Origin of the sequence: Archangium sp. Cb G35, assembly GCF_001896145.1 — a bacterium.
GTDB lineage: Bacteria > Myxococcota > Myxococcia > Myxococcales > Myxococcaceae > Archangium > Archangium violaceum.
Genome location: NZ_MPOI01000020.1, coordinates 79,017 through 104,567, shown reverse-complemented (window position 1 = coordinate 104,567; position 25,551 = coordinate 79,017). Strand labels below are relative to the sequence as shown.

The 25,551-nt window shown below is 69.9% G+C and carries 19 protein-coding genes; 8 read left to right on the top strand and 11 right to left on the bottom strand.

Annotation, left to right across the window (positions count from 1 at the left end; all coding sequences use genetic code 11):
- Positions 1–91: 91 nt before the first annotated feature.
- Positions 92–1,159: a branched-chain amino acid aminotransferase gene (locus BO221_RS46235; RefSeq protein WP_198956318.1), complete on the bottom strand. Its 1,068-nt coding sequence runs from the start codon at positions 1,157–1,159 to the stop codon at positions 92–94.
- 125 nt (positions 1,160–1,284) lie between these two features.
- On the opposite strand from BO221_RS46235, the gene BO221_RS46230 reads away from it, so the two are divergent.
- Together BO221_RS46230 and BO221_RS46225 are read left to right on the top strand one after the other, a co-directional pair.
- The gene (locus BO221_RS46230) at positions 1,285–2,676 is read left to right on the top strand and encodes a PLP-dependent aminotransferase family protein (RefSeq protein ID WP_233166567.1); all 1,392 of its coding nucleotides are present in this window, start codon (positions 1,285–1,287) and stop codon (positions 2,674–2,676) included.
- A gap of 17 nt (positions 2,677–2,693) precedes the next feature.
- Positions 2,694–3,167 (top strand): hypothetical protein, encoded by a 474-nt coding sequence (locus BO221_RS46225; protein ID WP_073567327.1) that lies wholly within the window; start codon positions 2,694–2,696, stop codon positions 3,165–3,167.
- On the opposite strand, the gene BO221_RS46220 is transcribed toward BO221_RS46225, so the two are convergent.
- Positions 3,118–3,588 carry a hypothetical protein gene (locus tag BO221_RS46220; RefSeq protein WP_073567326.1) on the bottom strand — a complete coding sequence of 157 codons (471 nt, stop codon included), beginning with the start codon at positions 3,586–3,588 and terminating at the stop codon, positions 3,118–3,120. The two genes, BO221_RS46225 and BO221_RS46220, sit on opposite strands and share 50 nt — an antisense overlap.
- A 304-nt stretch (positions 3,589–3,892) precedes the next feature.
- Here BO221_RS46220 and BO221_RS55195 point away from each other — a divergent pair, with 304 nt between their 5' ends.
- Entirely contained in the window at positions 3,893–5,122 is a 1,230-nt protein-coding gene (locus tag BO221_RS55195; protein ID WP_158080032.1) for a hypothetical protein, read from the top strand.
- Between the two features lie 15 nt (positions 5,123–5,137).
- Here the strand turns inward: BO221_RS55195 and BO221_RS46210 are convergent, their stop codons facing one another.
- The 7 genes from BO221_RS46210 to BO221_RS46180 all read right to left on the bottom strand — a co-directional run bounded on the left by BO221_RS46210 (position 5,138) and on the right by BO221_RS46180 (position 17,461).
- On the bottom strand, positions 5,138–7,363 hold the full coding sequence (locus BO221_RS46210) for a hypothetical protein (RefSeq protein WP_073567324.1): 2,226 nt from the start codon (positions 7,361–7,363) through the stop codon (positions 5,138–5,140).
- Positions 7,360–10,935 (bottom strand): metallophosphoesterase, encoded by a 3,576-nt coding sequence (locus BO221_RS46205; protein ID WP_073567323.1) that lies wholly within the window; start codon positions 10,933–10,935, stop codon positions 7,360–7,362. Before BO221_RS46205 ends, BO221_RS46210 begins: the two co-directional genes overlap by 4 nt.
- Positions 10,925–12,181, bottom strand: a complete 1,257-nt coding sequence (locus BO221_RS46200; protein WP_073567322.1) for a CHAT domain-containing protein — start codon at positions 12,179–12,181, stop codon at positions 10,925–10,927. Before BO221_RS46200 ends, BO221_RS46205 begins: the two co-directional genes overlap by 11 nt.
- Positions 12,178–14,070 carry a hypothetical protein gene (locus BO221_RS46195; protein WP_073567321.1) on the bottom strand — a complete coding sequence of 631 codons (1,893 nt, stop codon included), beginning with the start codon at positions 14,068–14,070 and terminating at the stop codon, positions 12,178–12,180. Before BO221_RS46195 ends, BO221_RS46200 begins: the two co-directional genes overlap by 4 nt.
- Before the next feature lie 9 nt (positions 14,071–14,079).
- On the bottom strand, positions 14,080–15,249 hold the full coding sequence (locus BO221_RS54480) for an AAA family ATPase (protein WP_143196078.1): 1,170 nt from the start codon (positions 15,247–15,249) through the stop codon (positions 14,080–14,082).
- A gap of 18 nt (positions 15,250–15,267) precedes the next feature.
- Positions 15,268–16,422, bottom strand: coding sequence for a hypothetical protein (locus BO221_RS46185; protein ID WP_073567320.1), 1,155 nt, complete (start codon positions 16,420–16,422; stop codon positions 15,268–15,270).
- Between the two features lie 97 nt (positions 16,423–16,519).
- Positions 16,520–17,461 carry a DUF3445 domain-containing protein gene (locus BO221_RS46180; RefSeq protein ID WP_073567319.1) on the bottom strand — a complete coding sequence of 314 codons (942 nt, stop codon included), beginning with the start codon at positions 17,459–17,461 and terminating at the stop codon, positions 16,520–16,522.
- A gap of 281 nt (positions 17,462–17,742) precedes the next feature.
- Here BO221_RS46180 and BO221_RS46175 point away from each other — a divergent pair, with 281 nt between their 5' ends.
- Both BO221_RS46175 and BO221_RS46170 read left to right on the top strand, forming a co-directional pair.
- On the top strand, positions 17,743–18,894 hold the full coding sequence (locus BO221_RS46175) for a zinc-dependent alcohol dehydrogenase (protein WP_073567318.1): 1,152 nt from the start codon (positions 17,743–17,745) through the stop codon (positions 18,892–18,894).
- An 11-nt stretch (positions 18,895–18,905) separates the two neighbouring features.
- The gene (locus BO221_RS46170) at positions 18,906–19,334 is read left to right on the top strand and encodes a hypothetical protein (RefSeq protein WP_073567317.1); all 429 of its coding nucleotides are present in this window, start codon (positions 18,906–18,908) and stop codon (positions 19,332–19,334) included.
- Between the two features lie 151 nt (positions 19,335–19,485).
- Here the strand turns inward: BO221_RS46170 and BO221_RS46165 are convergent, their stop codons facing one another.
- Both BO221_RS46165 and BO221_RS46160 read right to left on the bottom strand, forming a co-directional pair.
- On the bottom strand, positions 19,486–20,133 hold the full coding sequence (locus BO221_RS46165; protein WP_073567316.1) for a hypothetical protein: 648 nt from the start codon (positions 20,131–20,133) through the stop codon (positions 19,486–19,488).
- Positions 20,130–20,462, bottom strand: coding sequence for a hypothetical protein (locus tag BO221_RS46160; protein WP_143196077.1), 333 nt, complete (start codon positions 20,460–20,462; stop codon positions 20,130–20,132). Before BO221_RS46160 ends, BO221_RS46165 begins: the two co-directional genes overlap by 4 nt.
- Positions 20,463–20,837: 375 nt before the next feature.
- On the opposite strand from BO221_RS46160, the gene BO221_RS46155 reads away from it, so the two are divergent.
- The 3 genes from BO221_RS46155 (at position 20,838) to BO221_RS46145 (ending at position 25,549) form a co-directional block, all read left to right on the top strand.
- The gene (locus BO221_RS46155; RefSeq protein ID WP_233166566.1) at positions 20,838–21,557 is read left to right on the top strand and encodes a CHAP domain-containing protein; all 720 of its coding nucleotides are present in this window, start codon (positions 20,838–20,840) and stop codon (positions 21,555–21,557) included.
- A 210-nt stretch (positions 21,558–21,767) separates the two neighbouring features.
- A complete protein-coding gene (locus BO221_RS46150) occupies positions 21,768–24,416 on the top strand; it encodes an ATP-binding protein (protein WP_158080031.1) in 2,649 nt (882 codons plus the stop codon).
- Positions 24,413–25,549, top strand: coding sequence for an aminotransferase class V-fold PLP-dependent enzyme (locus tag BO221_RS46145; protein ID WP_083682489.1), 1,137 nt, complete (start codon positions 24,413–24,415; stop codon positions 25,547–25,549). Before BO221_RS46150 ends, BO221_RS46145 begins: the two co-directional genes overlap by 4 nt.
- Positions 25,550–25,551: the final 2 nt, after the last annotated feature.

Below are 25,551 nucleotides of genomic sequence, written 5' to 3'. Positions count from 1 at the left end.
CTCTCACGTGGGGGTCTCTACCTTGCTGCCTGGCGGGGACCCGGGGGCGCTCGCCTCCCCGGGTCCTCACGTTACTACCGCACGGCCTCGACTACTTGATGACCGTCATCCAGCCGTGGCGGTCCGGATGCGTGCCGTACTGGATGCCCGTGAGCGTGTCGTACAGCCGCTGGGACACCTCGCCCACCTTGCCGTCGCCGATCACCAGCTGGCCCTCGCGGAAGCCCAGCGCGCCCACCGGCGAAATCACCGCCGCCGTGCCCGTGCCGAACACCTCGCGCAGCTCGCCCTTCTTGTGCGCCTCGCGCATCTCGTCCACCGACAGCTTGCGCTCGCTCACCTTCATGCCCCAGTCCCGCATCAGCGCCAGCGCGCTCTCGCGGGTAATCCCAGGCAGGAACGTGCCATCCAGCGGCGGGGTGACGACTTCATCCCCGATGCGCACGAAGAGGTTCATCGTGCCCACCTCTTCGATGTACCGGTGCTCGGCCGCGTCCAGCCACAGCACCTGCGCGTAGCCCCGCTTCTTGGCCTCCATCGACGCCTGCAGGCCCGCCGCGTAGTTGGCCGCCGCCTTCGCGCCGCCCAGGCCTCCCTTCGCCGCGCGCGTGGCCTGCTGCTCCACCCAGATGCGCACCGGCTCGGCGCCTCCCGCGAAGTAGCTGCCCACCGGACTCAGGATGACGAAGAAGATGTACTTGTCCGCCGGCCTCACCCCGAGGAACGCCTCCGAGGCGATCAGCGTCGGCCGCACGTACAGCGCCGTCCCCGGCGCGCCCGGCACCCAGTCCGCCTCCAGCTTCACCAGCGATTCAATCGCCTCGCGCGCCAGCTCCGGCGGCACCGGCGCCATGGCCAGCCGCTCGGCGCTCGTGTACAGGCGCTTGCAGTGGTCCATGATGCGGAAGGCGCGCAGCTGCCCGTCCTTGCCCCGGAACACCTTCGAGCCGTCGAACACCGCCTGCGCGTAGTGCAGCACCGCCGCGCCCGGGTCCAACCCCAGCGGCCCGTGCGGGAGGATCCGCGCCTGGTGCCACCCGCGCTCCGGCGAGTAGTCCATCCGGAACATGTGGTCGGTGAAGTACTTGCCGAAGCCGAGCCCCTCGGACGCGGGCTTGGGCTTCAGGGTGGGGGCGCGTTGGACCTCGATGGGCAACATGCTCGACTCCTCGGTTCGCGCTTCCACCCCGTAAAGTCGTGACAATCCAGGGTAGAATCGAGACAATCAGTTACGTTGGCGGCCCTATTCCGTCAAGTGTATCGATTGTCACCATGACAAGTTGGATGCCGGAGCTACGAGGACGCAATGGCCCCCTGTACCGGGCCATCGCGGACGCTCTCTCGGAGGACATTGACGCGGGGCGTCTGGGTCCGGGGACGCGGCTGCCCACGCACCGGGAGCTGGCCGAGCGCGTGGGGGTCACCGTGGGCACGGTGACGCGCGCGTACGCCGAGGCCGAGAAGCGCGGCCTGGTGAATGGCGAGGTGGGGCGCGGCACGTACGTGAGGGACCGGGAGGTGCCCGCGCACATGCCCTCGCCGGTGGACCTGGCGCATGACGACTCGCCCGTGGAGCTGGGCATCAACGCCCCGGCGACACCGGAGGGAGACCCGGCCAGCCAGGCGCTGCGCCGCTCGCTGGAGGAGCTGGGGCGGACGCCGCGGCTGTCGGAGCTGCTGGGGTACCAGCCGGCCGCGGGCACCACGGCGCACCGCGTCGCCGGAGCGGCCTGGGCCGCGCGCTTCGGGCTGCGGGCGAAGCCGGAGCAGGTGGTGGTGTGCGCGGGAGGGCACCATGCCATGGAGGTGGCGCTGGCGGCGCTCACCCGGCCGGGAGACACGCTCGCCACCGAGGCGCTCACGTACCCGGGCATCAAGGTGCTCGCGCGGCGCTTCCAGTTGCGGCTGCAGGGCGTGGCCCTGGACGCGCACGGCCTGGTGCCCGAGGCCTTCGAGGCGGCGTGCCGGGTGGGCGTGAAGCTGCTCTACACCCAGCCCACGTGCCACAACCCGACGGGCGCGGTGCAGCCGGAGGAGCGGCGGCGGAAGATCGCGGAGGTGGCGCGCAAGTACGGGGTGGCGGTGCTGGAGGACGACGCGTACGGGCTGCTGCCGGAGTCACGGCCGCCGCCGCTGGCGAGCTTCCTGCCGGAGTCGAGCTACTTCATCGCCGGGGTGTCCAAGCTGCTCACGCCGGGGCTGCGGATTGGCTACCTGGTGGCGCCGGCGCGGGCGCGGGGCGAGCGGCTGGCCGAGGAGGTGGGGCTGGCCTCGCTGATGACGACGCCGCTGATGGCGGAGGTGCTGGCGCGCTGGGTGGAGGACGGGACGGCGGACGAGCTGGTGGTGCGCCAGCGGCAGGAGGTGGGCGAGCGGCTGGCGCTGACGCGGGGACTGCTCGGGCGCGAGCTGCCGAGGGCGGCGTTGGCACCGCTCTACCATTTGTGGCTGGGATTGCCCGAGGGCCGGCGCAGCGAGGAGTTCGTGACGCAGGCGCGGCGCAACGGGGTGTCGGTGTCGTCGGCGGAGCTGTTCACCGCGGGGATGGGGCCGGTGCCGGCGGCGGTGCGGGTGTGCATCGGCGCCCCGCGCACGCGCGCGCAGTTGGAGCGGGGCCTGAAGCGGCTGCGCGAGGTGCTCGACGCCGGGCCCGAGCCACTCGCCGCCATTGTCTGAGCCGGAGGACTTCGAGCATGGGACTCCAGAGGCCGGGAAGGAAAGGGAAGCGCAAGGAGCCCGAATCCAGGTTCTTCATCGGGCTGCGCTGCGTCGTCTCGGCGGTGGCGTGCCTGGCGGGGGCGGCGCTCGGGGGGGCGCTCGGGTGGTTCGGGGGCCTGGCCCTGGACATGGTCCTGGGCTACCCGATGGGCAAATCCGGCGGATTCCTGAGCATGGGGTTCCTGAGCATCGCGAGCCTCCTGCTGGCACCGCCCCTGGGCGCGGCGCTGGGGGCGTTCGGGGGCCACTCCATGATGTCGGGACGTGGCTCCTTCAAGGCGGGGCTCGGCGCGCTCGTGTTGGGAGCGGCGCCGGGGCTCAAGCTGTCCCTGCCGGAAGGTGGCGTCATGGTCCACCTGTTCCTGCTGGTTCCGATGGGCGTGGCCGTGGGCCTGGAGCTCAGTCACGCGGACCACGAGAGGCGTTCCTCGGACTCTTCCGGGGACTGAGCGCGCCCGGCCCGGGTGTCCTCTCGCTCAGGGGCATGTAGCACCTGCCCTCGTGCATGGCCGTGCCCCGGGGGCAGGGCCACTCGTGCGAGAGCCGTACCCAGCAATGACCCCGGAACTCCACCGCGGGCGCCTTGCACGGCGGCTTCCGCTGTCCCTGGATGGGCGGCGTCTCCAGCAGCGGGCAGCCGATGCTCACCGGAGCCTCGTACTCCGGGCCGGCCCGCATGACGGGCTCCAGGAGGGCCGCCGTGGCGACGGTGGGCGCGTGCTTCGGCTCGGAGGGCTCGGGGGGACGAGGCCAGAGCATCACGGCGCTCCCCGCGAGCGCAGCCATCGCGCGGGCCCGGGTGCCCATGAACATGCCAGGGCGGTGGTGTGCCTTCGTCTCTCCGCAATCCCCTTCCAGTCCGTCGATCATTCTCATGTCTCCCATGCGGGCGGCTCGTGGCTCGTGGCCCCGGCGGCCGGTTGCCCTGGCTGGTTGCCCCATCACGCCAGGAGACCCTACCCTACCTGAAATGTCACACCGGTGGATAGACTGGAGAAGTCACGTGGGGGATGGCTCCCTCCGGACAATGGGATGAGCATCTCTCGCGGAGGATGGCCAGGGAGGTGGACAGGAGCGTGTCTCTCCTCTGGGGACGGCGTTGGCAGGCGGGTTGCTTCGAGCGGCTCTCCGAAACATTCGCTGGCGTGGTGCCAGGGTTGGGGGAGTCATCGTCATGGGTCGAGGCGTGGGAGCAGGGATGGGCGCGCAGTGGCTGCTGTGCTGCGTGGGGTTGCTGGGGGTGATGGCCTGCGGGCCGGTGGAGCCCGCGGAACTGCGGTGCGCACCCGAGCAGGGCTGGGAGTGTCCCCGGGGCATGCAGTGCGTCGACGGCGTGTGTGCCGAGGAACCGGAGGAGGAGGAGAAGTGCACGGTGGGGGCGAAGCGCTCGTGCGAGGAAGGGTGCGCGGGAGTGCAGACGTGCGGAGCGGACGGGACGTGGGGCGAGTGCGAGACGTGCGGGCAGGGGCAGCGGTGCGTGGGGGGCCAGTGCATTTGTGATGCGAGGTCCTGTGCGGACGGCTGCTGCCAGGGGAACACGTGTCTGCCGGGCACGGCGAACGCGTCCTGCGGCAAGGGAGGCGCGGCCTGTGAGAGCTGCTCCGGGCTGTGTGATGCGGCCCGGCGCACCTGTGTGAGCTGCGTGGGGGATGCGCAGTGCGGGGGCCCCACGCCCCGGTGTGACACGGCGACGGGCACGTGTGTGTGTGCGAAGACGGAGCAGGCCGAGAGCCGGTGCACCGACGGGCAGGACAATGACTGTGATGGCCTCGTGGATTGCGCGGACCCGGACTGCGGGGCGAAGACCTGCGGGGCCCACGGGAAGGTGTGCTCGGGCGCGAGCTGTGCCTGCCCGGGAGGCGCCACCGAGCTGACGTGTGGGGACGGGAAGGACGACGATTGCGATGGGCTCGTGGACTGCGTGGACCCGGATTGCCAGGGCAGGACGTGCCGCGCGGCGGCGGGCGTGTGTGACCAGGAGGAGGTGTGCACCGCGGGCATGTGCCCGGCGGACAAGCGCATCGGCAACGACATCGTCTGCCGGCCCTCACGGGGCGCGTGTGATGTCGAGGAGCGGTGTGATGGCCAGGGCGCCGCGTGCCCGGGGGACCGGAAGGTAGCGGCGGGGACGGTGTGCAATGCCTCGGCGGGCGCCTGCGATCCGGCCGAGACGTGTGATGGGGTGAACCCGGTGTGCCCGGCGAACAGCCTCCATCCCTCGGGCTACGTCTGCCGCGCGGCGCGGGGGAACTGCGATGTCGCGGAGAAGTGCACGGGCACGAGTACCACGTGTCCCAACGATGCCATGGACAACAGCCGGTGCAATGACGGGAAGGCGTGCACCACGGACACCTGCGGGTCGGATGGCATGTGCCGGTACATCCCGATTGGCGTCTGTCATTGAGGACGGCGCTCCGTCCTACGCCTGCTTGAGCCCCTTGGACAGGACGTCCACCAGGGCATCCACGCTGACGTCGATGGTGAATCCCCAGACGAACACCGCGGCCATGTCCTGGGCGGTGCCGGTGAACTTCCCGGCGAACAGGAAGTATCCCACCGCGAGGATGCCGATGCCCGCGATGAACGTCCGCGCGGCCCTGGCCCGTAGCAGCGCCTTGAAGGCCAGCGCATGGCCAACGGCCGGGGACACGGGGGCCGCCGGTTGCCGGACCCGCTCGAGCAGGCGGCTCAGGGCCTCGGGCAGCGCACCGAGCAATCCACGCGGGGACTCCGGGAAGCTCACCAGCGGGATGGCGGGGACGGTGGGAAGGGCAATCCCGGCGGCGGGCGGTGGCGTGTCGTGCGGAACGCCGAATGGCTCGCTGAAGGACTCCAGGACCGGCGAGCCGCGCTGGGCCTCCGCCTGCTGGTGTTGGACCACCAGGGCCGCGAGGTCCACATAGCGCCGCTGGTCGATGAGCCCCCGCGCCGCCTCATCCGGTGGGCCTCCGAGCCGCCCCACCGTCACCTGCTTCAACACCCGCTCCAAGGGGCGGCTTCGATCGATGAGCCACGCCAGCTCGTCCTCCACCGTGCCGTTCCGCGGGCGGGACCACTCCTGGAGCTCCTGCTCCAGGCCACCCAGGGGCACGCCCCCCGCGTCGAACACGTCCCGCACGCCGTAGAGGATCCGCAGCAGCTGGGCTCGGAGCTGCGGCTCGGTGTTGAGCAACATCGTGCGCGCATCGTGGGCACCCGAGAGCACGGCACGCAGCTCGAGCTGGGCCGCGTCCAGGGGAATCCGCCTCAAGGCGTCGTGGAGGTGTTCTATCTGCGTGGAGAGGGTCTTCTGGTCCTCCTCCCGCAGTGGCAACGGCGCATCATCGAAACGGGCGAGCTGGGTGTCCACGGCGCCCCGCCAGGTCCGGAGCTTCTCCCGGAGCTCCTGGGCGAGCGACGCGAGCTGGCTCTTGAGCTGCTGGTCCGCCGCCGCCACGGAGTTGGACTCGAGCAGCTTCCGGCTGGCGCCGAGTGCCTCGCGCGCCTTTCCCATCGCCTCCTGGGTGGAGGGCGGGAGCGACCAGGCGACGGAGAGGAGCTGTTCCGCCTCGGCGAGCCGGGCCTGTGCCTCGGCCTGACGCTTGTCGAACTCCGCGCGGGCCGCCTCGAACCGCTGCTCCACCTGGGGGAGCTGTTCGGAGAGGCCCTTCACGTCCAGCGTCTGCAACTGCGCGAGCGGCGCGTCCACCTCCGCCAGCGACGCGAGGTAGATCGGATCGGGCCGCAGGCGCCGCTCCTCCTCGAGCTTCAACCGGAGCGCCTCCGCGGCCACGCGCTTCTCGTTCAGCTCCACCTGGTACTTGAGCCAGGTGCGCAGCAGGTAGCCCGTCAGCAGGCCCAGCACGAGCAGCAGGGGAACCCAGAGCACCGTCCTGCGGGTGCGCACCTCGTACGTGACGGTGAGCGGCGTCTGGAGTTGGGGCGAGAGCAGCTCCACGGTGCCCTTCGCGGTGCCCACCGGGAAGTCCCCGCTCACCGTGTAGCGGATGTCCGCGGAGCCTCCCGGCGGGATGACCACCGGGACGGGCGGCGTGCCGGGAGCCGTGTCGAAGCGCAGGTGCCCGGTGAGCGTGGTGTCTCCCGAGGTGGCCGCGGTGACGGGCTGGATGGACAGGTTCGTCACCCGCGAGCGCCCGCTGGTCTCCGAGAGGGTGAAGAGGCCCGGAGTGTCCTCGACGCCGTTGAGCAAGCCGATGACCCGCTCCACCAGCGGCGTGGCCTGCGCCCGGAGCCGGGCCTCGGGGACGAGCACCTGGAGCTTGAGGAACTGCTGCTCCTGCCCCTGCCGCAGGGAGAGCTGCACGTCATAGGTGCCGGGCTGCGGCAGCTTCGCGAGCTGGACCTCCAGGGAGATGCCGGGATGCTGCCCCGGAGCGGACTCGGAGAGGGTGGCGCTGAAGGCCTCGCGCAGCGAGTTGTCGTGCCAGTCACCGAGCCCCACGTCGATGGGCTTCTGGCCGACGTCCAGTCCGTCCAGGATGCCGCCCGGGGGCGCGGCGAGGGCGATCCACAGGGTCCGTGCGTCCGCGTCCACCTTCACCGAGTAGACCCGGCCCGCCGGCAATTCCACCAGGTCCCTGGCGAGGGCCGGGGCCGCGAGCCACAGCGCGAGGCAGAGGGGAATCAGGCCCGTCGTCCGTCTCATGCATTTCCTCCGAATGGCTCCAGCTGGATGCGAATCCTCTCTCCATCCTGGCTGAGCCGGATGACCGAGTCCTCACGCAAGGTGAACATGCGCAGCTCTCCGGAGACATCGATCAGGTAGGGTCCTCCTCTGTACTTGAATTGCATGGTCGGATCGAGGAGTTGGAATTCACCCACGACGTCGAGTTGGGGGTGCATCAAGCGGACGCGCTGTCCTCGCAAGGAGGGAGCGAACCGGAAGGCCAGCCAGTAGGAGGCCTCAAACTCCGTGACGATCACGAGCTCCGCGTCCGGCGACGGGTCGTAGATGATCTGCGGGTGTTTGAAGATGTCGGGGTTCTCCATTTCCTCGGGTGCCAGGAACTCCCGCATGCTGTCATTGAGGTAGTTGGCGAGGGACGTGCCGGTGATCCTTCCGTGCTCATTACTTGCACGGCCATTGAGCGCGGAGAGCAGGGCCTGGGTGAAGACCCCCTGCACCTGTCCGTTCGCCGTGAGGTGCTCGCGGCTGGGCAAGGGCAGCGTGGAGAAGGCGCAGAAGACCTTCGCCGGGGTTCCGCTTTCGGTCAGGGGCATGTTGTAAGGGGGAAATCGCAGGGCTGTCTGGATGGGACCCTGTGAGGCACAATCCATGAACAAGAGGATCTCGTCGAAGCATCGCGCCCGGGTGAGATAGGTGGCGTAAGTCCATCCGGGAATGTGATGGGGCACGCGACGACGCGCATTGGCGGTCAGTAGCGCCGGGTACCCATCCGCGGACATGAAGCCACGGCCCGCCAGATAGATATAGAGCCGCCGGCCCACTCGGGGATGCGACCCGAGTTTTTCATTCTCCTCGCCCATGAGGATGAATTGATCGAACAGGCTCTCGACATTCTCCACGGTGGGTATGGCGTCGCGGGCCATGTTCGTGGACTTGAAATCCGATGAAAGAAGCAGCTGGAGCTGTTCTGACGGGACACCTGCCTTCTCGAGCAGCCAATCACGGAACGCCCTGGCGTCGTTCTCGGGCCCCTCCAGGTTCCCCAGCTCCGGGTAGTGCGAGATGCCCACCACGATGGCCCAGTCCTCGGAGTTTCGAGAGGCCGGAGCCCGGCGCACCGTGTGAGCCAGCTCGAAACCCTCATCTTCCGCGAGCTTGAACTGTTCCCGATCCGCCCCCACGGACACGGGACCCTCGCCGCTCCCCTCGGTGCGCCGCGGCCAGGCTCGCACCCGGCTTTCCTCGCCCTCCAGTGTGAGCCGCCCAGCGAAGTAGCCCGAGGTGATGCCCCTGGGGGAGCGCTGCGGAAACAGCGTCCTTCCCTGCCAGATGACGAACGACTTGGAGGAGACCATGGCGAACGGACCGGGAGAGCGCCCGGTCAGGTGAAGGATGAACGGCGTTTCCGGCGCATCGCTCAGCCATTCGTCCTCGAAACCTCGGAGCTCATCATGCGCGAGCAGCAAGCACGCGTCGTGTTGGCGGGACCAGGCCGCGAAGCCTCCGTCGCAGACAGCGTCGAGCTGTCTGCTCAGGTTCTTCGGGTCACCCCGGGGCGTCAGGATGTCGTTGAGCCCGATGATTCCCCAGCGCATGCCGTTCCGGCGCAGGGTCATCGAGAAGTCGCCGGGAACCAAGCCTCGACGGAAAGCCTCTTCCTGGCCAGGTGGCCAGTGGTTCTGCCAGGCCCTGGAGTAGTTCTGGAACGCGTCCGCGAGCAGCGGCTGCCAGCTCGTGATGGAGAGATCGACGGGCAGGGTCTGCTCGGCCTGGCGGAGGAGATCCAACCGGCCATCGTGGTTGCCTGGCACTGTCAGGATCAGCGGTTCCATCCCGATCTCCACGAGCCGTCGCCGGAGTGCGGTGAACAACATTGACGCGAGCTCGAACTCCCGCGGATCCCCGGTCAGCGTGATGTCTCCCGCGCACAGCACGAGGTCCCAGGGGCCGCTCTTCTCGTGGAGCCGCTCCATGTCTTCCAGCAGCGCTCGGATGTCGTGCTCCCAGGTGTCCGGTCTGCTCCCGGCGAGCACGTTGGACAGGAAGAGCCAGCCAATGGAATTCGCGGGGGCCTGCCTCGAAGTGTGTTGTGGTTTGGGGGGCGGCGTGGCCTCCGCCAGACGGACGGGATCCAGTGCGCCCGGGCGGGCCCAGAGATGCATGAAGACGGGGATGATGTCTTCCGTGCGGGGTGCCTGGAGTGCGTCGTCCAACGGTTGGCTTTCAGCGAGTCGGCGGTAGAACGACGCCGCCAGCGACGTGCTCCCCTCGGCATCCAGCGGCACGAGCGGCTCGATGACCGCCGCCAGCGTGCTGGGCTCCGGCTCCGGATGGAACTCGCCGGAAAAGAAATTCTGATGCCCGTAGATGACACCGCGCGGGTGCCGCTCGTATGGGCGGCATGCTTGGACGAAGACGAGCTGAAAGTGTCCCGAGAGCTGCAACTCCCGCGACAACAACCCATACACGGCGCTGTGGACCGGGTGTCGCGGTTCTTCCGCGTGCACGTTCTCCAGTCCGCTCACGAGCAGGTGCAGCAGCTCCCAGCCCTTGAGTCGGCTGAGCGAATGCAGGTCCGTCGGTTTCGTGTCGCAGAATGGTAGGAAGTCCTCGAGCGTCCATGCCTTCGGGGACACTGTGGACACGACTTCCCGCAGCGCCGTCGGTCCGTTGGGGCCGAACAGGGAGATGTCGTAGGCATCTGCGGTCTCCAGCGCCAGCTTCATCAATATGGACGCGGCTTCACGGGGGTCCTGGAGCGCGAGCGCCACGAGCAACATTCGCGGGCGGGAAGGAAGCTCCAACTGCCTTGACGAGACATTGCTGTTGATGCGGACGATCCGGATCCGGGGCTCCCGGCTCATGAGCAAGAATCCCGCTTCCGGGTCGAAGAGCTGCTCGATGTCGAGCGCCTCATCCAGGGGAGCGAGGAGCCGGATCGAACGTCGCTCCTGGCGGGCTCGCTCGCGCACCGCCCGCCATCCGCGTAGGGCCTCCGTCGTCGCGAAGATCTTCCGGAACAGCTCGGTGCCCAGGTGGGCCCTGGCCTCGGAGTATCCCTCGTGCTGCTCATCGAAGATTGCCGGCTGTGAGAAGCTCGCTGATGTCCCGTGCTCGAGCTCTCCGAAGACGTCGGAGGTGAGACGGACCCGATACTGATCGATGCCTTGTTTCCACAGCTCGACCCAGACCTCGATGGGGGGCAGGTGCTGGCGCGGGGCGGGTGGCGTCACCCGGATGTCCGTCAGCTCCAGCTTGCGCAGGGGCAACCCAGCCGCGTTCACCAGCGTCAGGCGGATGCTTGCCTCGTCCATCGGCTCGCGCGCGGTGAGCACGAACCGCGCTGGCCCATATGTGCCTCCGAAACGGTGCAGCACCACGGCGGCCTGGCCCACTGGCTCGTTGGTGAACGCGGGCTCGCTGTCCACCATGCAGTACAGCTCGTATTCCTCCTGCGCGTAGGGCCACTCCGTCACTGGACCTCGCGCGCGCACGTCCACCGTCATCAGGTAGCGCTTGCCCACCTCCGCCTCGCGCGGGTACGCGATGACGAACTCCAACTCCAGGTTTCGTGACGCCTCAGCCGCCATGGCCGGCCTCCCCCTGCCCCAGTGACAGCGTCGTCAACGGATGGCCGTAATAGACGTACAGGAACGTGTGGTACCAGCCCTCCCACCGTTGCGGATCCGCCTCGTCCTGCAATCTCGCGGCGGCTCTCGCCCTCAGCTCCCGCAGCAGCTCGGGCACCGTGCGCGGCTCCTTCCGGGCCAGTTCCAGCAACTCCTGGGCGAGCTTCGCCGCATGCGGCAGGTCGAACGGTGCCATGGCTCCAATCACCCCTCGCGCTCCCTTGCTCAGGAACGCCTGGGGGAAGCCCACCCGGGTGCCCGACGGCAGGTAGTTGACTCCCTGTCTCACCTGTCCCCCGGCACATGCGTCGAGGAAGATGATGGCGCCCGAGTGCTTCAGCCGCTTGAGCTTCTTCGTCCGGAGCTTCAAGAGGGTGAGCTTGTCCTCCGGGTACTTGGCGGAACTCGCACCCAGCTCGGAGTAGCTCGCATCGGGGGAGACGAGGCCATGGCACAGCAGGTAGACCATGCTCACGCCCGGGTGTGTCTTCTCCAACTCCCCGAGCAGCTCCTCCATTTTCCGTAGCGGCTTGCCCCCGTGGATGGTCTGCAACGCGCTCTCCAGCGTCTGCTTATCCTGCGAGGCCAGGGGCAGCTCATCCAGGAGTCCCGGTGCGATGTAGGTCAGCACCTCGCCTTCGCAGGACTTCGCTTGGCTCATCTCCGTGAGGGCCTCGGCGCCCTCCTCCTCTCCCTCCCACCTAGCCACGTTGACGCGCGCCCCGAGGAACGAGTCGTCCCGGAGCCTCAACATCTCCCAGGGGACGTTTGCGTTCGTATATTCCTGGATGGCGAGGTAGAGCCGTGGATGGGCCGCCAGCCGCTTCTCCACCCAGCGGACGAGCTTCCGCAGGGCCGGGTTGTCCTTCAGCATGTCCATCAACCCGAGGAAGTTCTCGGGATCCATCCCGGATTCGAAGGGGTTCTTCGTCGGCTTGTCGGTGGCGAGCTCCTGGCCGCGTCCATTCTCGAAGGCGTGGATGACGAAGGACTCGCCGCGCGCCTGGATGTGGACGAGCGCGAGCTCTGGAGGTGGTGTCGTGTCGAGCGCGGAGAGCCGGTCCTGGATGGTCCTCTCGGGCGTGGACATCTCGACCCCCGGCGGGGGCTCGGGCTCGGGGACCGGGGTGACGGGCTCCAACGCCGTTTCCGTGCCCGCGGTGGAGTGATCCACCACCTGCGCTGGAGTGGGAGCTCGCTCACTCACGCGTCCTTCTCCTTGCGCGGAGCTAGCTGGCGCGCACCGAGTGCCTCCGCCAGCGAGGAGGGCAGCTCTGGATAGAAGCGTGGGCGCGAGTGGATGAGCACCGACTCGACCCGCTCCAGCTCGCGCAGCCGCTCCGCCACCTGCAGCGCGTCCTTCACGCCCTCGTCCCGCACGAGCGGTGGACGTTCCCGGAAGCGGCTCGCTTCCAGGGGGACGTTGCCGCGTCCGTCGGTGACGAGCACCAGCCGTGCGCGCGTGACGGTCCCCCGGCCGTGGCGCAGGGCATGACGCAGGGTCTCCAGGGCCAGCTCCAGCCCGTGGGCGAGAGGTGTCGCCTTCCCGGGCCCGGCGGCCAGCGCCCGGTAGAGCTGCGGTGCCAGGGCGTTGCGGCTCATCACCCGGTGCGCGCACAGCTCGTTCTCCGCGTCCGCCGCGCCCACCTGCACCACGCACACCGCCGCTCGTTGCACGTAGGCCCTCTTGAGGAAGGGCAGCACCGCCGTGCCCCAGTCCCAGTCCCGGAGCGCCGTGTGGTCCACCACCAGCACCAGCAGGGAGTCGGGGGGCGCGGCGCGCACGTGAGCGCGCAGGTCCGAGGCCGAGAGCAGCAGCCCCCGCCGCTCCGGGTGGTGCTTGCGCCGCAGGGCCTGGTACTTCATGGCCTCCAGCAGGGTGGCGCTCAGCGCCAGGTCGCTCAGGTTCTGCGCCTGCGTCACCCCGATGATGGTGCCACGCCGCGAGCCGATGCCGGCCGTGCGGCGCCTCGGAAGCGGACGCAGCGACTCCGGCGCGCGCTCCACGGGGGCGGCGTCCTCGGGGTAGGGCTCTCGCGAGCCCGGGGCAGGTGTCGCCGTCATGGGTCCGGCCGGAGCGATCCGGGCCTCTCCTGGCGGGTGGATGGTCGCATCCGGCTCGGGCGCCTCTCCCGGTGCCTCCCAGGTTCGAGGAGGCGTCACCGGCCGCGCGGACGTCGCCTTTCCCTCCGAATGGGTCTTCGGTTCCGGGGCGGCCGGGGGAGGTGGGACGGGCGTCCGCTCGCGCTCGGCCCGTGCTTCCGGGGAGAGCAGTCCCACCAGCTCCGCCGCCGCGTCCACGTGCGCGGGCAGCACCTCTTCCGCCGCGTCCAGCCGCGCGAGCGCCTCCGCCAACCGGGCGAGCGCGAGCTCTCGACGGGCCCCTCTCGGTGGGCCTCCCTTCGTGGAGAAGTACGCCAGCACGCGCCGCAGTGCCCTGGAATCGAGCCGGGGCTGGTGCCGGACGGCCCGCGCCAGCCTGTCTCCGGAGAGGTACCTCGCGGACTCCTCCGGGGCGAGCTCGTGTCCCCCGGGAGCCCCCTGCAGGGCGTGCTCGATTGCCTCCAGCGGTTCGGCTGGCTGGAGCCCCGCCGCGTCCAGGCGCAGGACGAAGCGGTCCAGCAGGTGGGGAGACAGCTTCCCCAGGTCCTTCCGGGCACATGCGGCGAGCCAGCACAGCTCCGGGCGCCAGTGCCGGCTCTGGCCGTGACGCTCCAGCTGCGCCACGTCCGCTCCCGCCAGCGCGACTCCAGCCCGCACCGCCGCCAGTCCGAGCCTCGTGAGGTCTGGAATCACCACGAGGCGCGGCGCGTGCTCGTCCGGCGCGGGCTCGAAGGGACCGGGTCTCCAGACGAGCCGGGCTCCCTCGGGGCCGTGGGCGAGCCCGTGGTGGCCCCAGAGCGCATCCTCGTCATCGGTCGCAGGGAGCGATGCCCGGACGGGTGCCTGCCCGGTGACTGCTTCCAGCATCCGTCCGAGCAGCCGGGCCATGGCGTCCAGCCTCTCTGGCGTGGCGTCGAACACCAGGATCGTCCGCAGCCCCGGTGTGATGGCCGCGCAGGCCAGGGCCCGGACGAGCCGCGCTTGGGAGTTCATCGCGCGCCCTCACTTGCCCTGGGGGGCGGGCTTCCGGTCCGGGTTCTGGAGGAGTTCGTCATCCTCCTTTCGCCAGCGCAGGGGCTCTCCCCGGAGCTCATCGTGGCGGCGGTGTTGGATGGCCAGCCGCGCCACCGGGAGGACGTCCTCCACCCGCACCTGGTACGGGCGCGGGAGCTCTGGCGCGGGACCGTGCTCGATCTCGGCCAGCTCGCGCGCGACGAAGGCCCGGGCCGCCAGGGCCATCACGTGCTCGCCCCGGTGTCCTTCCGCAGCGAAGGCACGGGAGATCTTCACACAGTGCACCAGTGCCTCCCGTGAGAGATCCACCTGCCCATCCTTCACCAGCTCGCGCGCGCGGAGGAGCACCTGCTTGCGGTGCGTGTCCCCCTCGTCGGGTTCCTGGGCCGCGGTGGCCTCGCTTTCCCGGGCTCGGGCCTTGAAGCCGGTACGCAGCGTGTGGAGGAGCCTCTGCCTGTGGTACATGTCCGCCTTGCCGGGCCCCTGGTTCGTGGGGGCCTTGCTGTCCCGCTCCAGGACCTCGCGAGCCCGGGCCAGGTCCTCGCGGGCCCGGGCCAGGTCCTGAGCCTCGCGATCGAAGCACAGCATCGTCTCAAGGATTTCCAGGCGGCGCTCCTCGCTCTCCTCGGAGGGGACGGCCACCATCAGCCCGAACCGGTCGAGCAGCTGCGGCCTCAGCCCGCCCTCCTCGGGGTTCATCGTGCCCACGAGCGTGAAATGCACGGGCGTCTCGATGGACTTCCCCTCGCGCTGCACCACCAGCACATCGGTGGAAGCCACGTCGAGGATGATGTTCACCAGGTGGTCATCGAGCAGGTTGATCTCATCGACGTAGAGCAGCTTTCCGTCCGCCTCTTGCAGCAGGCCCGGCTGCCACTCGTCCTTTTGACTCATCAGCGCGTCGATGCGCCAGCCGCCCACCACACGGTCCTCGGTGGCGTTGATGGGCAGCGTGGTGGGCAGCTTGCCGTACATCATCTGGGAGAAGGCGCGCACCGCCGTGGACTTGGCGGTGCCGCGCTCGCCGCTCAGCAGGACGCCCCGGATGTCCGGGTCGATGAAGGCGAGCTCCAGCGCCAGCTTGAGCTGGCTCTGCCCCACGATGCGCGAGTAGGGGAGGATGGGGAAGCGCCGGGGCTTCTTGATGGTCACGGTCATGGTGGGCTCCTCCGCGTCCTACTCCATGGGCCAGATGCGCTCCTCGCGCAGCTTCGCCACCGGGTGGAACCGCAGGTTGACGTTCTTCCAGTGGGCATACTGCTTCTCTCCGGACTCGCGGGCGGCGTCGAAGTCTTTGGTGCGGAGCATGCTGACCTCGAGGAAGTGCCACGACTCCACGCCCCGCTCGGTCCGCCAGCCGAGGAAGGCATGGCCGGGGACGAACACCAGCGCGGGCTCCAGGGAGGCGCCTTCGAGCAGGCTCGCCATCAGGACCACCGCGTCCAGGCAGTTGGCGCTCCGGGTCTGGAGGGTTTCCCGGGGCAGCCGCGTGCGCTGGGCGACGTAGCGCCGGGGGACGCCGTGGTTGATGACCGAGTGGACATAGGCGATGTCCAGCTTCTGGAGCGCCTGGTAGAGGGCGCGGACCTGGTCCTCGGTGGACTGCTCCACCGTGAGCCCCGCCGGGGGGGGCTGGTAGCCTCGCATCCGTCCGTTCGGGAGCAGCTCCGCCGCTTGGCGGATGAGCTGTTGCACCGGCTCCGCGAAGGGCGTGACCCAGGCGCCGTAATAGCGCGTGAGGTCGCGCGCTTGGCCCGTCTTCGGGTCGACCACGGCGGAGGTGAAGCCGGCGCTCCGGGCCAGACAGAGCACGGGAAAGGTGTCGTGCCGCTCCTGCTTCCCATCGAGGTCATCGGCCACGACGTGCAGCGTGGCCCACTGGAGCCTGTCGAGCGTGGACAGCGTGTCCGGCAACAGCGTGGGGGACAACTGGAGCAGGGCGGACTCGGTGGGGCGGAGCTCCACCGTCTTGACCACCTGGGCGGAGAGTCCCTCGAGCCAGGCCATCACCCGGACGCGCCGGGGCAGGTTGGAGGTGTTGCGGACGTGGACGAGCAGGAGGGGCTCCTGCGCCGGGTCGAGCAGGGGGTAGAGGGCGGTTGGAAGCTCGGGGAAGCGGATGACGGATTCCACCGTGAGGCCGGTGGTGTCCGGGCCCAGCCTCAAGCTCCGGTCCGCCGAGGGGAAGGAGGGCTTGGGCTCCGGAGTGGAGCGGGCGCGGACCGTTTCGATCAGCCGCGTGAGGAGTGCCTCATCCGCGGTGGGATCCTCCTGTTGATAGACCGCGAGCTGCAAGGCGAGGAGCTCGTCGTCACCATCCTGCCCGGGCATGCGGGGCCTCCCCTGGTCGTCGATGCTGGCCGTCCTCCGGCTGGCGCATCATCTGCTCGACTCCAGTGCGACGGGAAGCCTTGTTTGCGCCCTCCCGTCAGGAGTTGACCGCGCGGGGCACGGGCTCGGCGTCGAGCCAGGCCAGGAGCGGCGCGAGGAACGGGGTGAGCCGCTTGTAGGCGCTCATGCCGGCGGGCACGGTGCGCAGGACGTTGGCGAGCCGGCGGCGGCGCGCGGGATCCTCCACCTCGGTGGCCACCGGGGCCTGGTAGGTGTGGATGGTGAAGAGGATGGCGCCCGTGCGCGGCATCAACGAGAGCGTCTGCCGCTCCAGCCGCAGGAAACACCGCTCCCCCGCGTTGTCCGCGGTAATGCCCTCGAAGAGGTGCCGCCACTCGGGGAAGCTCCACGGCTCGAGGTCCATCCGGTCCGTGACGGTGATGGCCCAGTTGCAGCGGGTGACGGTGCGCCCGGGCTTGAGTCCCTCCATCAGCCGCGTGGTGGCCGTGCCCAGCTTCTCGACGAAGCCCGGCACCGGCGCGTGGATGTCGAGCAGCGAGCGCCCCATCTTCTCGTCCAGGCTCCACATGGAGGGGAAGCACAGTTGCCCGGCCATCATGGGCAGGCCCTCGCGCGTGCCGTCCATGAGCAACAGGTCCTCCTGCACCTGCCGGCCCAGCCAGTCCAGCGGCGCGAGCGGCAGGCTGCCCGTGTCCCCCGGGGTGAAGCGCGTCTCGGTGCCGAGCAGGAGGTTGCGCCATTGCCAGCGTCCGCCCTCCACCTCCAGGGCGAAGTAGCGGGGGAGCTGTTGCGCCATGAGGGGCAGCAGCTCCGTCACCGTCTCCCATTGGTGGGGCTCGGTGCCGGGCAAGGCCTGGAAGCGGGCACGTAGGTTGGCGGAGAGGTGGGCCTGCTTGAGCGCGAGCTCCCGGGCGTAGTGCGCCTCGTCGACCTCGATGAGGGACTCGCCGGGCCGCAGCGCGCGCACGCCCAGGGTCATCGCGTAGCTGTCCTGCTCGAAGGGGAAGTAGGGCAACACGGGGTGGCTCTCCGGCTTCCGATTCTACGGCCTGGGCTCTCTCTGGGAACAGCCAATCCGAGGGGCCAGAGCGCGTCATTGAACGGATGGGGCTTCCCTGCGCGCCAGCGCCGGGGCGCGCAAGCGGGCGGCCGGGCAGGGGAGCCCTCTGGTGGCCGTTGCTGGGACGGAGCGGGCTGCGGGGCCCGATCGCACCCGGGCGCTCACTCGCTGGGGGGGTGCGTAGCTTGTCCGGTGCATCGCCGTGGGCCGAGGGACGGCGACAGGGAGGGAAGCGGACAATGCAAGCCATGATCTACGAAGGGCCCTACCGCGTGTCGGTGGGGACGAAGCCGGACCCGGTCATCCTCCACCCCAACGATGCCATCATCCGGGTGACGCGTTCGGCCATCTGCGGCTCGGACCTGCACCTGCTGCACGGCTTCATCACGGACACGCGCGTGGGGTGCACGTTCGGCCACGAGTTCGCCGGCGTGGTGGAGGAGGTGGGCACCTCGGTGCGCACGCTCAAGCCGGGGGACCGGGTGGTGGTGCCCTTCAACATCTCGTGTGGCACGTGCTTCTACTGCCAGCGCGGGCTGACGGCGTGCTGCGAGAACACCAACCCCAACAGCGAGATGGCCTCGGGGGTGTATGGGTATTCGCACACCACGGGCGGCTACGAGGGAGGCCAGGCGCAGTACGTGCGGGTGCCCTTCGCGGACGTGGGGCCCATGAAGATTCCGGACGACATGGACGAGGAGGAGGTGCTCTTCCTCAGTGACATCCTGCCCACGGGGTACCAGGGGGCGGAGATGGGCAACATCCAGCCGGGGGACACGGTGGTGGTGTTCGGCGCGGGCCCGGTGGGCATGTTCGCCATGAAGTCGGCGTGGCTGCTGGGAGCGGGCCGGGTCATCGCGGTGGACAGCCTGGAGTACCGGCTGGAGTTCGCGCGCAAGTACGCGCAGGTGGAGACGCTCAACTTCAAGGACGAGGAGAACATCGTCGCCACCTTGAAGGAGCTGACGAAGGGGCGCGGGCCGGACGTGTGCATCGACGCGGTGGGCCTGGAGGCCGAGGGCTCGGCGATGCACAGCATCCTGGGCGTGAAGCTGAAGCTGGAGGCGGGCTCGCCCACGGCCATCAACTGGGCCATTCAGTCGGCGCGCAAGGGCGGGACGGTGTCCATCATCGGCGTGTACGGGCCGCCGTGGAACATGGTGGCGATCGGCACGGCGATGAACAAGGGACTGACGCTGCGGATGGGCCAGTGCAACGTGAAGCGCTACATGCCGCACCTGCTGGAGCACATCCGGGCGGGGCGCATCGACGCCAAGGGCATCATCACGCACCGCTTCCCGCTGGCCGAGCTTCCGCGGGCGTACGAGCTCTTCGAGAAGAAGCTGGATGGGTGCATCAAGTGCGTGCTGCTGCCGCACGGGCATGCGTGAGGAGACACGGCATGGCTGAGCAAGAAGAGATGACGACGGCCGAGCGGATCCACGCGGACATTCCGGGCTGGGGCGTGGACGGAGACCCGGAGACCCGGCCCGGAGTGCCCATGTTGTTGAAGCCGGAGCGGCGCGGGGGAGCGCATTGGGAGAGGCCGGAGCGCCAGCCGCCGCCGGACTTCCCGGTGCTCAAGCGGGCGGAGCTGGACGAGCTGACGCCGGCGTTCGGCACGGCGGTGCCGCCCAAGGGGCTGAGCGGGGTGCTGAGGCGGGTGGCGTACGCGATACCAGAGAACCGGGTGCGGCACGTGATGCTGCTGTTGGTGGCGGACCGCGTGGACGTGCTGGAGTCGCGGGTGCTGCGCAGCCCGGCGAAGTCACTGGGCGCGGTGCTGGGCATGGTGGGAGGCGGCTGGCTGCTGGGCAAGCTGCGCACGTAGAAGACAGACACGTGGGGAGCCCAACATCCCTCACCCCACTGCAACCACCCGCGGCAACATCCCCTCTCCCCCCGGGAGAGGGACGGGGTGAGGGTATCGGGGCCCCGGGTTCCCCACCGTGCCCGCGCCGCGAGTGGCTGGAGACACTTCGTCAGGAGCTGCCAGCCACGGCGGAGAAATCGCCGTAGACCCCGACACCTTCCCGCTCATAGAGGGAGAAGAGGGGCTCTCTCGGGAGCCCCTCCCGGGTCCAGGGTTGGAGGTCTCCATCGCGTGTGCAGAAGGCCAGGCCGAAGTCCGTGTCGCTCGCATGGTGTTCGCGGAGAGCGCGGGCCCTGACCAAGATGGCGGCGAGGATGGCTTCATCGAAGGGCTTCAGTCCGCCAGGTCCATCGGCGCGCAATTGAATGGCGCGCTCGAGCATGGGCTCGGAGAGGGCGAATGCCTCCACTCCGGGCGCCGTCCGGATCGAGTCCAGTGTGTCATTCAAGGACTGGAGCTCCCGGCGCACCGTGGCCCGGTACAGGTTGAGTGCCTGGGTAACGGTATGGGCGTTCTCCTGCGAGAGCGAACCTTGCTGTCGCGCCGCGGTCAGGAAGTCGCTCATCTCCTCGGGAACGCGGGGTTGGCATTTCTTGCGGATGGCGTCTCCGCCTTCTCTCAGACAGATGGCGGGAAGGTGGAGCGTCAACTCGCCAGCGCGTGCCTTCTGGAGAAGCTGCTCGGCGAAGGGGCTCCTCAGATGCCTGGGTGCGCAGCACGCGAACACCCAGTTGCTCTCGACGAAGACGTGCCTCATCGGAAGCCAACCACCGTCACTTCCGCATCCACCATGGCGGGCAGTAGATGGTCCTCGAGCCGGGCCGCCTCACCCGCGCGATGAAGGGGGAGGCCCGGCTGCCGGATCAGGGTCTCCAGCCATTGCCTGACGGCCCTTTCCAGCTCTGGACCGTTCTCGAGGGCACCGCGAGTATCGAGGAGAACAGGCGTCTCGGCGGCCGCGAGCTCCTGGATGGAGTCGGGGGCATCCGAGCAGGTCTTCTGGTAGACGTGAGCGCTCTCGGGAGTGACCAGGAGACCGAGGGGGCAGGCCTCGCCGATCATGTACTGCTGGAGCTGCCGTGCCACCTGCTCCAGGTCGTCCCTTTGGGACCTGATTCCGACAGCGAGGCGAGGCAAGGGACGATCTGTTCCCCGCACGATGACATCGGGACGGAACACGGCGCCTCCCATGGGTGGCTCTCCAGACCGCCCATCATACATAACCACCTGAGAGGGTACGTGCATTGCTTGGCTCCCGCAGTTGATTACCCCCAGGAGAACCCTACTTCTGAAGTCATGTCAACGGGAGTTGCCTGGTTGCCTTCCGGGGTGTTGGGTTCACTCACGCCCACGCTCACTCACCTACCTGCGAGCCGTGGTCTGGTGAACAGGCAGGCGGATGTGGGCGGAGTCCCGGCGCCTCGCGGGTGAATGCGCCGGGCGGTACGCTCGTCTGCCCGGATGATGCTTCGCAAGCTCCTGCTGCCATTGATGCTCGCGGTGCTCGGCACGGCTCCGGCCGTGGCCGCGCCGCGTGGACCGGTGAAGCCCGCGGCGAAGTCGAAGAAGGCCACGGCCTCCACCCCCACACCCTCGCGCACCCGTGCCCCCACGAAGCCCGTGGTGAAGGCCACGCCCGCCAAGAAGAAGCGGCCCGCGGCTCCCCCGCCCAAGGGGCGCCGTGTGGCCACCCGCGCCGGGAAGCTCGTGGGCGCCTCGCTATCCGCGTACCGCGTTCCGGACGACTGCTCCGGGCTGGTGCGCGCCGCCTACCAGGCCGTGGGCATCGAGCTGCTCTCTCACGGCACGCTGCCCGGGGAGAACGCGGTGAGCGCCATCCACCGGCGTGCGCAGCGCGCGGGTGCCCTGCACAAGCGCACGCCGAAGCCCGGGGACATCGTCTTCTTCCGCGAGACGTATGACCGCAACCGGGACGGTGTGCGCAACGATGGGCTGACACACGTGGGCGTCATCGAGTCGGTGGAGCGCGACGGCACGGTGGTCTTCGTGCATCGCGGGAGCAGTGGGGTGAAGCGCTCGCGGATGAACCTGGGCTTCCCCGGCAAGCGGAGCCAGGGCGAGCGCGTGTTGAACGACTACATCCGTGCCGCGCAGGGCGGAGAGCGCGCGAAACTGGCCAGCGAGCTCTTCAGCGGCTACGCCTCGGTGTCGCGGCTGTAACCCGCGAGCCGCTGTCCCCACGGCGCCCACTCTCCCCTCGCCCTCCGGGAGAGGGTCGGGGTGAGGGTGCTACGTCCCGTGGGTTGAATGCGTGCACCCGGCCGGGGGCCCGTGCCCTCCACCGTCCCGTATGCCTACCCACCCTCCGGGGCAGGAGGAAGCAACGGCGCGGGCGCTGTTGAACGTGTAGACTCCGCTTCTGGGGTACGGGTGAGCGACACGCGGCCGCACAGTGCGCGACGGACGATGGAGCGGTTGCTGCGCCTCCAGAAGGTGACGAGCAAGCTGTCGCAGGCGCTCACGCCCGAGCAGGTGGCCCACGTCATCGTCCAGCAGGCGGGGCCGGCGATGGACGCGGCCGACTGCTCCATCTTCCTGCTGGAGGAGCCCGGGGTGCTGCGGCTCGTGCAGTTGGTGGGGATGTCCCGGAGGGAGCTCGAGCCGTGGACGTGCCTGACGCTGGACGTGCCGCTGCCCGTCACCGATGCGGTGCGCCTGGGCGAGCCGGTGTGGCTGGAGTCACGGGAGGCCGTGCTCGAGCGCTACCCGGCGATGAGCCGCCTGCCCTTGAGCCACGGGCGTGCCTGGGCCAGCCTGCCGCTGGAGGTGGAGGTGGAGGGGCGGGTGCTGGGCGTGTTGACGCTCGGCTTCGATCGGGAGCGGGGCTTCGCGGAGGAGGACAGGGACTTCGCCCGCCTCGTCGCGCGGCAGTGCGCGCAGGCGCTGGAGCGCGCCCACCTCTACGCCCGTGAGCGCGAGCTGCGCGAGCAGGCCGAGCGGGCCCGGGCCGAGGCCGAGGCGCACCGCCGCCAGGTGGAGCTGGAGCACCTGCGCCTCCAGGCCGTGCTGCAACAGTTGCCCCAGGCCGTCATCCTCGCCGAGGCCCCGGATGGCCGGCTGGTGATGGGCAACACGCAGGCGGCGCGGATCCACGGAGAGTCCGTGCCCGCCAACTGGGGCAAGGAGGAGTACACGGTCGCCAGGACCGGCTTCCACCCGGACGGGCGGCCCTACTCCCCGGACGAGTGGCCGCTGGTGCGGGCCCTCTCCCGGGGCGAGCTGGTGCGCGGCGAGGTGATGGAGGTGCGGCGCGGGGACGGCTCGCGCTACAGCCTGTCGGTGAGCGCGGGGCCGGTGCGCGATGCCGAGGGCCGGGTGACGGCCGCCGTGGCGCTCATGGAGGACATCACCGAGCGGTTGCGCCTGGAGAAGTCCCTGCGCCAGGGGGAGTCCGTGTTCCGCCGCATCATGGAGTCGGAGATGATGGGGCTGGCCTTCACCGACAGGGACGGGCTCATCCACGAGGCCAACGAGGCCTTCCTGTCGCTCGTGGGGTACAGCCGCGAGCAGATGGGGCGGGGCGCGCTGCGGTGGCAGGTGCTGGTGCCTCCCGAGGGCGCGGAGGCCGGACTGCGCAAGCAGCGGGAGCTGTGGTCGCGCGGGGTGGTCACCGCCTTCGAGATGGAGCTGGTGCGTGGGGATGGCAGCCGCGTACCGGTGCTGACGGGCGCGGCGCAGGTGGAGGTGGAGGAGCGGGAGAGCACCCTCAGCTTCGTGTTGGACATGTCGGACCTCAAGCGCGCGGAGGGGGCGGTGCGCTTCCTCGCCACGGCCAGCCGGGTGCTGGGCCAGTCGCTGGAGGTGCCGGACGCCACGCTCCAGCACGTGGCGTGCCTGGCGAGCGTGTCGGTGGCCTCGTGGTGTGTCATCGACCTGGTGACGCCCGAGGGCGGGCTGCGGCGCGCGGCGGCGGCCCACGAGGACCTCGAGCGGGTGCCTCGGCTGGTGCGGGCCTGGCCCACGCCCGCGATGAACGGCTCCGGGGGCCCGTTGTTGGAGGCCCTGCGCTCGGGCGAGCCGCTGCTCTTCCAGGACTTCCGCGCCGAGGCGTGGCGGCGGGTGTCGCCGGGCTTCGTGCCGCTGGAGCAGGTGATGGAGGCGGGGGAGGTGTGCTCGGTGATGGTGGTGCCGCTGCGCTCGCACGAGCGGGCGTTGGGGCTCGTCACGCTGGGCGCGTGCAAGCCGAGGCGGCCCCATGGACCGGAGGACCTGTCCCTGGGGCAGGAACTGGCGCACCGGCTGGCGGCGGCGCTGGAGAGCGCGCGGCTCTTCCTGGAGTCCCAGCGGGCGGTGCAGCTGCGCGACGAGTTCCTCGCGGTGGCCTCGCACGAGCTGAAGACGCCGCTGACGCCCTTGCGGTTGCAGCTGCAGGGCTTGAAGCGGGTGGCGGAGGGGCTCGGGGGCGAGCCGGTGCCCGCCGAGCGGATTCTCCGGGTGGTGCGGGGCTGCGAGTCGCAGGTGCGCAAGCTGGCGGGGCTGGTGAATGATCTGCTGGACGTGGCGAAGCTGGCCCAGGGCCGGTTGCCGCTGCACCTGGAGGAGGTGGACCTGGGGGCGGTGGCGCGGGAGGTGCTCGAGCAGTTGTCGGCCGAGGTGGTGCGCACGGGCTGCTGGGTGGAGCTGATGGACCGGGAGCGGGTGGTGGGGCGGTGGGACCGGCTGCGGCTGGAGCAGGTGGTGACGAACCTGCTGACCAACGCGCTCAAGTACGGGGCGGGCCGGCCGATTCACGTCCACGTGAGGTGGGCGGACGGGGTGGCGAGGCTGTCGGTGCGGGACGAGGGCATCGGCATCGCGCCGGAGCACCGGGGCCGCATCTTCGGCAAGTTCGAGCGCGCGGTGTCCGAGCGCCACTACGGTGGGCTGGGGCTGGGGCTGCACATCACCTGGCAGATTGTGAGCGCGCTGGGGGGCACCATCGCCGTGGAGAGCGAGGTGGGCCACGGCTCGACGTTCACCGTGGAGTTGCCGCGGGACACCGCGGACGAGGGCGCGCGGGCTATGCTCGCGGAGCCATGATCCTTCCCGCCCAGCGCCACCTCTTCGACCTGCCCGACGACGTCACGTGGATCAACTGCGCGTACATGTCCCCGCAGCTGCACGAGGTGAGCGAGGTGGGGAAGGAAGCGGTGATGCGCAAGTCGAGGCCGTGGTTGTTGCGGCCCGAGGACTTCTTCAACGACTCGGAGGCGCTGCGGAAGCTCTTCGCGCGGCTGGTGGACGCGGACGCGGAGGGGGTGGCGTTGGTGCCCTCGGCGAGCTACGGGCTGGCGGTGGCGGCGGCGAACGTGCCGGTGAAGGTGGGGCAGCGGCTGCTGGTGCTGGCCGAGGAATTCCCCTCCAACGTGTACCCGTGGCGCGAGCTGGCGCAGCGGGCGGGAGGGCAGGTGGTGACGGTGCGCCGGCCGGAGGATGGGGACTGGACGCGGGCGCTGCTGGAGGAGCTGGACGAGCGCACGGCGCTGGTGGCGGTGCCGCACTGCCACTGGACGGACGGAGGGCTGGTGGACCTGGTGCGGGTGGGGCAGCGGGTGCGCGAGGTGGGCGCGGCGCTGGCGGTGGACGCGACGCAGTCGCTGGGGGCGCTGCCGTTGAGCGTGGCGGAGGTGAAGCCGGACTTCCTGGCGGCGGCGGGCTACAAGTGGCTGATGGGGCCCTACAGCCAGGGCTACCTGTACGTGGCGCCGAGGTTCCGCGAGGGACAGCCCATCGAGCACAACTGGCTGATGCGCGGAGGGAGCGAGGACTTCGCTCGGCTGGTGGACTACCGGGACGACTTCCAGCCGGGGGCGAGGCGCTTCGACGTGGGGGAGCGCAGCAACTTCGTGCTGGTGCCGATGGCGATGGCGGCGCTGAGTCAGTTGCTGAAGTGGGGCGTGGCGGACGTGCAGGAGACGCTGCGGGCGCTGACGGAGCGGGTGGCGAAGGGGGCGAGGGCGCTCACGCTGGAGGTGCCGCCCGAGTCCCAGCGGGCGGGGCACATGGTGGGGCTGAAGCGGCGGGGCGGCTACGGGCCGGACGTGGCGGCGAAGCTGGCGGCGCGCAAGGTCTTCGTGAGCGTGCGCGGCGATAGCATCCGGGTGTCCCCGCACCTCTATAATACCGAGTCGGATGTAGACCGGCTCCTGGAGGAGCTGGACGCGCTCGTGTGAGC

What these genes read in the sequence shown, in the direction of transcription:
- BO221_RS46145 (WP_083682489.1), top strand. Translation starts at nt 24,413, where the DNA reads ATGATCCTTCCCGCCCAGCGCCACCTCTTCGACCTGCCCGACGACGTC.
- BO221_RS46155 (WP_233166566.1), top strand. Translation starts at nt 20,838, where the DNA reads ATGATGCTTCGCAAGCTCCTGCTGCCATTGATGCTCGCGGTGCTCGGC.
- BO221_RS46195 (WP_073567321.1), bottom strand. Translation starts at nt 14,070, where the DNA reads ATGAACTCCCAAGCGCGGCTCGTCCGGGCCCTGGCCTGCGCGGCCATC.
- BO221_RS46175 (WP_073567318.1), top strand. Translation starts at nt 17,743, where the DNA reads ATGCAAGCCATGATCTACGAAGGGCCCTACCGCGTGTCGGTGGGGACG.
- BO221_RS46170 (WP_073567317.1), top strand. Translation starts at nt 18,906, where the DNA reads ATGGCTGAGCAAGAAGAGATGACGACGGCCGAGCGGATCCACGCGGAC.
- BO221_RS55195 (WP_158080032.1), top strand. Translation starts at nt 3,893, where the DNA reads ATGGGTCGAGGCGTGGGAGCAGGGATGGGCGCGCAGTGGCTGCTGTGC.
- BO221_RS46220 (WP_073567326.1), bottom strand. Translation starts at nt 3,588, where the DNA reads ATGATCGACGGACTGGAAGGGGATTGCGGAGAGACGAAGGCACACCAC.
- BO221_RS46165 (WP_073567316.1), bottom strand. Translation starts at nt 20,133, where the DNA reads ATGAGGCACGTCTTCGTCGAGAGCAACTGGGTGTTCGCGTGCTGCGCA.
- BO221_RS54480 (WP_143196078.1), bottom strand. Translation starts at nt 15,249, where the DNA reads ATGACCGTGACCATCAAGAAGCCCCGGCGCTTCCCCATCCTCCCCTAC.
- BO221_RS46235 (WP_198956318.1), bottom strand. Translation starts at nt 1,159, where the DNA reads ATGTTGCCCATCGAGGTCCAACGCGCCCCCACCCTGAAGCCCAAGCCC.
- BO221_RS46205 (WP_073567323.1), bottom strand. Translation starts at nt 10,935, where the DNA reads ATGGCGGCTGAGGCGTCACGAAACCTGGAGTTGGAGTTCGTCATCGCG.
- BO221_RS46210 (WP_073567324.1), bottom strand. Translation starts at nt 7,363, where the DNA reads ATGAGACGGACGACGGGCCTGATTCCCCTCTGCCTCGCGCTGTGGCTC.
- BO221_RS46225 (WP_073567327.1), top strand. Translation starts at nt 2,694, where the DNA reads ATGGGACTCCAGAGGCCGGGAAGGAAAGGGAAGCGCAAGGAGCCCGAA.
- BO221_RS46230 (WP_233166567.1), top strand. Translation starts at nt 1,285, where the DNA reads ATGCCGGAGCTACGAGGACGCAATGGCCCCCTGTACCGGGCCATCGCG.
- BO221_RS46185 (WP_073567320.1), bottom strand. Translation starts at nt 16,422, where the DNA reads ATGCCCGGGCAGGATGGTGACGACGAGCTCCTCGCCTTGCAGCTCGCG.